Raw genomic sequence first — 8352 nt, forward strand, 5'->3', positions numbered from 1 at the left:
TTTTCAACGGAGGAATGGTCGAGTGGTTGAAGGCACCGGTCTTGAAAACCGGCGAGGGTTTACGCCCTCCGTGAGTTCGAATCTCACTTCCTCCGCCATTAAATTCTAACCGCTTGTTTTATAACAAGCGGTTTTTTTATACCTAAAACTTACCAAGTAACTTTTCTATATTATTCATTTTGTAGGGTTGGGTTATTATCCGACCTAATTTCGGGATGGAAAAAGTCTCATCCTCTACAAGGGAATAAAGAATAAAAAAGGATCAACATGAATATCACAGTCTATTGCGGCGCAAGCCTTGGCAATAATGAAATCTACCAACAAGCAACCCAAAAACTTGGCCAATGGATTGCAGAAAAACAGCATCAGCTAGTTTATGGTGGCGGGGCTTCGGGTTTGATGGGGCTGATTGCAAATAGCGTATTAGCTCAAGGTGGCAAAGTGATTGGCATTATTCCTGAATTTTTAAAAGAACGCGAACTTGCCCACCCGAATTTAACCAAGTTGGTTATCGTAGAAAGTATGACTGAACGTAAAAAACGAATGTTTGATCTTGCCAACGCCTTTATCGCCTTACCAGGTGGGCCTGGCACGTTAGAAGAGATTTCCGAAGTGATTTCTTGGGCAAGAATTGGGCAAAATCCAAACCCGTGCATTCTTTTTAATGAAAATGGCTATTTTGACAGTTTACGTGATTTTTACAACAGAATGGTACAAGATGGATTCTTAACGCAGCCAGATCGAGATAAGATTTTGTTTAGCAATGATTTGGTGGAGATTGAAGCTTTTATTGAAGCCTATGAACCAGCAAATATAAGGACATACTAAAAAAGCCTCTCTCTTTCACCAAGAGAGAGGCTTTTTTATAGGATTTTACAACCATCCTTTCCGTTTAAAATACAAATATGGAGAAGCTGCGGCAACAATCATCAAACAAATTGCCATCGGATAACCATATTTGAAATGAAGCTCTGGCATAAACTCAAAGTTCATTCCGTAAGTAGATGCCACCAGTGTTGCAGGGAGGAACATCACAGAAACTACCGAAAAGAATTTCATAATACGGTTCTGTTCAATATTGATGAAACCCATTGCCGCCTGCATTAAGAAGTTCACTTTTTGGAACAACGATTCATTGTGCGGCTGCAAAGATTCAATATCTCGCATAATATCGCGTGCTTGTTCGAGCTGGTTGTTTGGCAAACGGGTTTTGCGTAGTAAGAAACTCAACGCACGTTGCGTATCCATCAAGCACAAACGCACTTTTGAGCTCACATCTTCCAATTCGGTAAGGTCTGAAAGTGCTTCATTCAGGCTGTCGCCCTCTTGTTTGCCGTCCAAAATCACGTGGCTCATATTTTCTAAATCAGCATAAACCGTTTCGATTACATCCGCCAACTGTTCGATTTTGGTCTCGAACAGGTCGAGTAATAATTCATAAGCGTTGCTATCAAGCAATTTCATTCGACGAGAACGCATACGATATAAGCGGAATGCAGGCAAATCGCGTTCGCGAAGAGTGAACAAACGCCCATCGCGAATGGTAAATGCGACCGTTGAAATATCGGCGTAATCATCGTCATCTAAGCAGTAAAAGAAGGAATGAAGGTGTAAACCATCTTCATCTTCGAAAAAGCGAGCAGAAGCTTCTAAGTCTTCTAACTCGTGCTCTTCTGCGAGTGTTTGGTCTAAGCCGAGTTTTAATACGCTACGTTCATCATCGCTTGGATCGATTAAGTCAATCCAAATCGCATCGTTTAATTGATCGCGAGAGGTTTCGTCAAGGCTGACGAGGCGAGCATGGTCTAATGCAAAAGCACGAATCATTTTTCATTTCTCCGAGTTAGGAGGTGATGAACAAAATGAACAAGGGGAAAGATACTAAACGAAAGTTACCGACCATATCGGCAACCTGAGGTTGGACAAGGCGGGTAATCAATAAAAATCTGAAAAGTATCGACTATGACTGTCCAAAATGTAATCCTCAAGTAAAAATAGCGGTGCGAATACTACCTATCTTGTACGAAAGAGTCAAGTTTTGTGGCGTTTTATTCAACAAAATTTGAGGATTGTCATACTTCCCATTTATTCATTTTGAGGGAGATTTCTTTTTTATGATTTCAGCGTATAATGAACTCTCACTATTTCAACACTTTATTAACAAAAGAGGATTTTAATATGGGTGGAATTAGCATTTGGCAATTACTGATCGTGGTCGCAATCATTGTGTTACTTTTCGGTACGAAAAAATTACGCACTTTAGGTCAAGACTTGGGCGAATCCGTGAAAGGCTTCAAAAAAGCAATGGCAGATGAAAAGCCTCAAGATGCAGCTTTCGATAAAGTCGAAGCAAAATCAAGCAACGCTGAACAGCAAAAAACAACCGAAAAAGAGCAGGCATAACCCGTGTTTGATATTGGTTTTTCCGAACTATTACTCGTGTTAATTGTGGGCTTAGTCGTGCTAGGCCCACAACGTTTGCCAATTGCGATCCGCACCGTGATGGGGTGGGTACGAACTATTCGTGGCTTGGCGGCAAACGTGCAAAACGAACTGGCTCAAGAACTTAAGCTACAAGAACTCAAAGACAGCATTAAAAAAGCAGAGGAATTAAATTTAAGTTCGCTTTCACCAGAATTAAGCAAAACCGTTGAAGAACTTAAACAATCTGCCGATAAAATGCAGCAGGATTTGAACACCGCCAAAGGTGAAATTACTAAATTAACCGATGAACAAGTGGCAGAAATTCAAGCGAAAATCGAAACCGAGAGTAAGCTCAAAGACGTAGAACAAGCGGTCGAAAATGTGCAAGAAAACTCAAAAGCGCAAAACGCTGAAGAAAATCCACCGCTTGCCACCAAAGAAAAAACGGTGATAACCGCAGAAGATGCGGAACAAGCAGAGTTAGACGAAGCCCTACTTGCTGAAAAACTCTCGATTTATTATCCACCAGATGATGACGAGCCTGCACCGCAAGTACTTCAAAAAGACAAGGAGAAAGAGAATGCAAGAAGCTGATCAATCTCAACCGCTTATCGCTCATCTGATTGAACTACGCAACCGCTTACTACGTAGTTTGGTGTTTGTATTAGTAGTTTTCTGTGCGTTAGTGTATTGGGCGAATGACATCTACACCTTGTTGGCAACACCGCTGACCAGCAACTTACCAGCTGGGGCAACGATGATCGCTACTAACGTGGCAACGCCATTCTTTACCCCAATTAAACTTACAATTGTCACGGCGATTTTCCTTTCTGTGCCTTATATTTTGTACCAAATTTGGGCATTCGTTGCCCCCGCATTATATAAGCACGAAAAACGCCTAATCTACCCACTCTTAGTCTCAAGCACTTTGTTATTCTACTGTGGCGTGGCATTTGCTTACTATGTTGTTTTCCCAATCGTATTCGGTTTCTTAACCAGCACTACGCCTGAAGGCGTACAGATGGCAACAGATATCAGCAGTTACTTGGATTTCGTACTCACAATTTTCTTGGCGTTTGGTCTCTGCTTTGAAGTGCCTGTAGCGATTATTTTGCTCTGTTGGGCAGGCGTTACTACTCCTAAAGATTTGCGGGGAAAACGCCCATATATCATCGTTGCATCATTCATCATCGGGATGTTACTTACCCCGCCCGATATTTTCTCGCAAACACTCTTGGCTGTGCCAATGTGCTTGTTGTTTGAAATTGGCGTGATTTGTGCCAGATTCTACAAACCACGAGAAGAAGAAACCACGAGCGAAGAAAACGCTTAATCTTAGCCCGCGAAAGCGGGTTAATTTTTACGACAAACTATCTCTTCACTCCCTGCACTTGAGGAGGGAGGGAAAAAATCAGAAAAGGACAAAAAATGACCAAATACCTCAACACCGTATTCCCGCAACGTCGTATGCGTCGCTTACGTAAACACAATTTCAGTCGTCGTTTAGTGGCAGAAAACCAACTTACCACCAATGATTTAATCTATCCTGTTTTCGTCATTGAAGGCAAAAATCATCGTGAAGCAGTACCTTCAATGCCAGGTGTGGAACGCTTAACCATCGACCAACTTTTAATTGAAGCGGGCCTACTCGTGAAATATGGCGTACCAATGATTGCCTTATTCCCAGTAGTAGGCGAAGCGAAAAAATCACTAATGGCTGAAGAGGCTTACAATCCTGAGGGCTTGGCACAACGTACCGTACGTGCGTTAAAAGCAGCGTACCCAGAGCTAGGCGTGATGACGGATGTGGCTCTCGACCCATTCACCACGCACGGACAAGATGGCATCATTGATGAAGAAAACTATGTTTTAAATGACATCACAACAGAAATTCTTGTCAAACAAGCCCTCTCACACGCAGCAGCGGGAGCTGATGTGGTTGCACCAAGCGATATGATGGATGGCCGTATTGGTGCTATTCGTGAAGCATTAGAGGCGAATGGCTTTATCAATACCCAAATTATGGCGTACTCCGCAAAATATGCCTCAAACTACTACGGACCGTTCCGCGATGCTGTAGGGTCAGCGGGCAACCTCAAAGGCGGAAATAAATTTACCTACCAAGTTGATCCTGCAAATGCCAACGAAGGCTTGCACGAAGTGGCAATGGATATTCAAGAAGGCGCAGATATGGTGATGGTCAAACCTGGAATGCCTTATTTGGATATGGTGTGGCGAGTAAAAGAAACTTTCGGCGTGCCAACTTTTGCTTACCAAGTTTCGGGCGAATATGCGATGCATATGGCAGCAATTCAAAACGGCTGGTTGAAAGAACGCGAATGTATTATGGAAGGATTGCTCTGCTTTAAACGTGCAGGTGCAGACGGGATTTTGACCTACTTTGCTAAACAGGTAGCGGAGTGGTTGTATTACGATAGCCGTAAATAGCTTAGCAAAAAACTTGGCAAAAATGACCGCTTGGAACATCCACTTTGAGGAAGACAACAAGCGGTCATTTTTCAAAAATTATTTCGTTTTTATTTCTACGCAATACGAATAGATTAATCATCTTTGGGAGCCAGTCCCACACCATCTTTTTTCGTTCTCTGATAATCAGTAGATACCAATTTATTCGCATCATTCCAATATAAAGTCAAAGTCACTTCGCCTTCAGCAAAAGGGGCTAAAGCATAAACAGGATAGACAAAATTGATCCCTTCGCTACTAAAATAGAAGTTATCCACTAAATCAAAATCCGCTTCAGTGATAAATGGCTCAGCTTTAGCGTCTTGCGCCTCCATTCGTGTTTTTTCTAAATAGCAATTCCACAAAATGGCCTTAGCTTGTTCTTGATGTGCTTTTGACATCAAACTATCTAACGAAATCATTGTTTTTTTATTTAAATCTACATTAAGGTAATTCGTGCTATAAAGATCGTGAGCACCACCTGTATAGCTATCCCAATACTGAATAAATGTTGCAATGTTGTCACGTTGCCCCACGTATGTAATTTGTGAACTATCACGAATTGCAATATCGCCATACTCTTGCAATGTGGCTTTTGAATCTTGATAATTTTTCTCGATTAATTTTAATGCCTCTTCTCTTTCCATACCAGTTACTTGGTTATTTACCTTTCCATCATTGCTAAGTAATGTATTACGAATAAGTAAGTTATCCAGCCAATCTAAACCTGTTTTTGCTATGCTAGTGAAATAATAAAGCTCACTTTCTGTTCGCCCAAAATCATTCCCTACGGGTAATTTTATCTGCTCTAATTTTGAAAAAAGCGGTTCAATTTCCACATTTAAAGCAGGTATTTGTGTTTGTAAAGCGGTTAAATCTTGCTGTGATTTTGCAAGATCTTGATTAAGTTGGGTGATCGTTTGTTCGGCTTGTTTTAATTTTTCACGAAGGGCTTGAGTATCTTTTTCATTACAAGACGACAGAAGAAAAGCACAAGAAATCAGCAATGAGAGAAGAGATTTTTTCATAAGATTTCCTTAGAAAAGAGAGTAAAAAATACCCTAATATCATAGCACTAGGCTAGGCTATTTTCATTGGTTTTTCACTCAATTTATCTAAAAACACTCTTTTTATCCCTTTCCATTGTGCGGCTTCTTGTAGCCAATCACAGACCAGTAATTTGTGGTAAACCCAAAAGTACGGTGATTACTTTTCAATATCATCACATAATCTGCTTTTTTGTTGATATTTTTTTCTGTGTATTTTTCAGGGCCAATTAAGATGCCATCAGCACATATTTTTTAGAAAAGCGCGATCTTGCCTTGGTGCTCCTTCCCAATTTTTGCTAGAACTGCTCGACAAGCGGTCTGATTTCGCTCAGAATTAGTAAATTCTTTTCCGGTAAACCACAGGATGGGACAATGGAAAAATGACCACTTATACATTTATAAATAGGTAAATAGGAATTTTTGTGAAAAAACAACCTTCTCTTTTTGGTGGTGCGTGCATCATTACGGGTGTTTGTGTGGGTGCGGGAATGCTAGGCTTGCCCATGGCTGGTGCAGGTGCTTGGACTGGCTGGACGCTCGCGGCTATTACGCTTACGATGATCACGATGACACTCTCTGGCTGGCTATTGCTGGAAGTTTATCAAGACCACCCCATTCGTGCCTCTTTTAACACCGTAACCCAAGCGGTGCTAGGTAAGCGTATTAACATTATCAACAATCTGGCTGTCTATTTTGTCGGTGGTATTTTACTTTACGCTTACATTACGGCTTCAGGTGATATTCTGCAGAATTTAGCCAAGCCTTACCTTGATTTGGGTGATGCAAGCGGTCGAATTTGGTCGGTGATTTTCGTTGCGATTTTCTCCTTTTTCGTTTGGCATTCTACTCGCCTAGTTGATCGTATCTCGGTGGTGCTGATTTCCTTTATGGCGATTTCATTCTGCTTGAGCATTTCGGGACTGATTAGTCATATCGACTTAAATACGCTCTGGGATTTATCAAACGAAAATGGCGAATATGCTAAATACAGTCTTGCGGTGTTGCCAATTGCGCTGACTTCGTTTGGCTATCATCACTCTGTTTCCTCAATGCGTGCCTATTATGGCGAAGAACGCAAGGCAAAGTGGGCGATTGCAGGCGGAACTTTTATCGCTCTCTTACTCTATCTGCTCTGGGTCATCAGCATTTTTGGCGTATTACCGCGTGAGAATTTTGCCCCAATTTTGGCAAGTAATGGTGATTTAGGCGTGCTGTTGCAACACATTGGCGAGCAGATTGAAGTTGGACAAATTTCTCAAACGTTGCACGCCTTTTCAATTGCGGCGATTTTATCTTCTTTTATTGGTGTTGGGCTTGGTACTTTTGATTTCTTGGCGGATTTCTTTGGTTTTGCTAATGATAAAGCGGGAAGAAGCAAATCTTGGGCGGTTACCTTTTTACCACCCTTGATTTTTTCGTTGCTCTCGCCACTTGGCTTTTTAAAAGCGATTGGCTATGCGGGTGCGATTGCAACACTTTGGACTTGTATTATCCCTGCGTGGCTGGCTTACAAAACGAAAAGAGGCAATCAAGCAGTCGTTTTTTTAGTCTTTATTTTCGGTATTTGCACTGCGATTTTCCATTTGTTGGCGATGGCAGAAATGTTACCGATGTTTAAAGGTTAAAAAAACAACAAAGGCTGAAAGGGTGCATTTATATCATTTCAGCCTTTTACGTTTATCTCACCGTCATTTGGAATAACACCACTTCTGCTTGACAGCTAAATTCAATCCACATCTGCATTAAAAAGCCCTCTGCAAGCGGTCTGATTTCCGACTTAATTTGGCAAGCCTCTGTTTCCACCGATTTTGCTTTTTGCGTGAAAAATTCGACCGCTTGTTTTGCTTGTGCTTCGCTATCATAAACAGCCTCAAAGGCAATTTGGCGATCAGCATTATCTAGCATTGAATCACCTTTTAATTTACACATATTGCGGGCTTCATCCGCTTTTTGCTGGAGCGTTTTTGACATTTTATATTCCTCATCAATAAAAACAAATACCATTATAGTACGCTCACATAAGAAATGAGGCAAAAGATTAGAGAACAAATTAAAGAAACAATAATGTAGATAGGAAAATTTTAGACATAAAAAAAGCACCTTATGGTGCTATCATTTATTTTCTATTGTAAGAAATGGAGCGGGAAACGAGGCTCGAACTCGCGACCCCGACCTTGGCAAGGTCGTGCTCTACCAACTGAGCTATTCCCGCATTTAAGTTATTTTAAAATGGTGCCCGAGGCCAGACTTGAACTGGCACGCCCCGAAAGGCGAGGGATTTTAAATCCCTTGCGTCTACCGATTCCGCCACTCGGGCATATTTTAAAATGGAGCGGGAAACGAGGCTCGAACTCGCGACCCCGACCTTGGCAAGGTCGTGCTCTACCAACTGAGCTATTCCCGCATTTAAGTT

At 41.6% G+C, this 8352-nt stretch carries 9 protein-coding genes and 4 tRNA genes; 7 read left to right on the plus strand and 6 right to left on the minus strand.

Going from position 1 to position 8352, the window contains the following annotated elements; genetic code table 11:
• Window positions 1-8 precede the first annotated feature (8 nt).
• Window positions 9-98, plus strand: a tRNA-Ser gene (locus KH943_RS07845).
• Window positions 99-267: 169 nt separating this feature from the next.
• Window positions 268-828 carry a TIGR00730 family Rossman fold protein gene (locus KH943_RS07850; protein ID WP_304109767.1) on the plus strand — a complete coding sequence of 187 codons (561 nt, stop codon included), beginning with the start codon at window positions 268-270 and terminating at the stop codon, window positions 826-828.
• Window positions 829-873: 45 nt separating this feature from the next.
• Here the strand turns inward: KH943_RS07850 and corA are convergent, their stop codons facing one another.
• Window positions 874-1827 carry a magnesium/cobalt transporter CorA gene (corA, locus tag KH943_RS07855; protein WP_304109769.1) on the minus strand — a complete coding sequence of 318 codons (954 nt, stop codon included), beginning with the start codon at window positions 1825-1827 and terminating at the stop codon, window positions 874-876.
• A gap of 351 nt (window positions 1828-2178) precedes the next feature.
• Here corA and tatA point away from each other — a divergent pair, with 351 nt between their 5' ends.
• From tatA to hemB, 4 genes are all read left to right on the plus strand, one after another.
• Window positions 2179-2403 (plus strand): Sec-independent protein translocase subunit TatA, encoded by a 225-nt coding sequence (gene tatA, locus KH943_RS07860; protein ID WP_005706144.1) that lies wholly within the window; start codon window positions 2179-2181, stop codon window positions 2401-2403.
• Window positions 2404-2406: 3 nt separating this feature from the next.
• Window positions 2407-3018, plus strand: a complete 612-nt coding sequence (gene tatB, locus KH943_RS07865) for a Sec-independent protein translocase protein TatB (RefSeq protein ID WP_304109771.1) — start codon at window positions 2407-2409, stop codon at window positions 3016-3018.
• Window positions 3005-3757: a twin-arginine translocase subunit TatC gene (gene tatC, locus KH943_RS07870; protein WP_304109773.1), complete on the plus strand. Its 753-nt coding sequence runs from the start codon at window positions 3005-3007 to the stop codon at window positions 3755-3757. The genes tatB and tatC overlap by 14 nt, the downstream gene beginning before the upstream one ends.
• A gap of 95 nt (window positions 3758-3852) precedes the next feature.
• Window positions 3853-4872 (plus strand): porphobilinogen synthase, encoded by a 1020-nt coding sequence (gene hemB / locus KH943_RS07875; RefSeq protein WP_304109775.1) that lies wholly within the window; start codon window positions 3853-3855, stop codon window positions 4870-4872.
• 113 nt (window positions 4873-4985) lie between these two features.
• On the opposite strand, the gene KH943_RS07880 is transcribed toward hemB, so the two are convergent.
• Window positions 4986-5918: a DUF3298 domain-containing protein gene (locus KH943_RS07880; protein WP_304109776.1), complete on the minus strand. Its 933-nt coding sequence runs from the start codon at window positions 5916-5918 to the stop codon at window positions 4986-4988.
• Window positions 5919-6361: 443 nt separating this feature from the next.
• Between KH943_RS07880 and KH943_RS07885 the strand changes: the two genes are divergently transcribed.
• Window positions 6362-7564 carry an aromatic amino acid transporter gene (locus tag KH943_RS07885; protein ID WP_304109777.1) on the plus strand — a complete coding sequence of 401 codons (1203 nt, stop codon included), beginning with the start codon at window positions 6362-6364 and terminating at the stop codon, window positions 7562-7564.
• Between the two features lie 52 nt (window positions 7565-7616).
• Here the strand turns inward: KH943_RS07885 and KH943_RS07890 are convergent, their stop codons facing one another.
• From KH943_RS07890 to KH943_RS07905, 4 genes are all read right to left on the minus strand, one after another.
• On the minus strand, window positions 7617-7910 hold the full coding sequence (locus KH943_RS07890; protein WP_304109778.1) for a YfcZ/YiiS family protein: 294 nt from the start codon (window positions 7908-7910) through the stop codon (window positions 7617-7619).
• 165 nt (window positions 7911-8075) lie between these two features.
• Window positions 8076-8151: transfer RNA gene (locus KH943_RS07895), tRNA-Gly, on the minus strand.
• Window positions 8152-8169: 18 nt separating this feature from the next.
• Window positions 8170-8256, minus strand: a tRNA-Leu gene (locus KH943_RS07900).
• An 11-nt stretch (window positions 8257-8267) separates the two neighbouring features.
• Window positions 8268-8343 (minus strand) — tRNA-Gly (locus KH943_RS07905).
• Window positions 8344-8352 lie beyond the last annotated feature (9 nt).

The organism is Haemophilus parahaemolyticus (assembly GCF_018373095.1).
Lineage (GTDB): Bacteria > Pseudomonadota > Gammaproteobacteria > Enterobacterales > Pasteurellaceae > Haemophilus_A > Haemophilus_A parahaemolyticus_A.

Bases quoted from the DNA above. Each gene is read 5' to 3' on its own strand.
- KH943_RS07890 (WP_304109778.1), bottom strand. From the start codon at position 7,910: ATGTCAAAAACGCTCCAGCAAAAAGCGGATGAAGCCCGCAATATGTGT.
- hemB (WP_304109775.1), top strand. From the start codon at position 3,853: ATGACCAAATACCTCAACACCGTATTCCCGCAACGTCGTATGCGTCGC.
- KH943_RS07880 (WP_304109776.1), bottom strand. From the start codon at position 5,918: ATGAAAAAATCTCTTCTCTCATTGCTGATTTCTTGTGCTTTTCTTCTG.
- tatC (WP_304109773.1), top strand. From the start codon at position 3,005: ATGCAAGAAGCTGATCAATCTCAACCGCTTATCGCTCATCTGATTGAA.
- tatA (WP_005706144.1), top strand. From the start codon at position 2,179: ATGGGTGGAATTAGCATTTGGCAATTACTGATCGTGGTCGCAATCATT.
- KH943_RS07850 (WP_304109767.1), top strand. From the start codon at position 268: ATGAATATCACAGTCTATTGCGGCGCAAGCCTTGGCAATAATGAAATC.
- corA (WP_304109769.1), bottom strand. From the start codon at position 1,827: ATGATTCGTGCTTTTGCATTAGACCATGCTCGCCTCGTCAGCCTTGAC.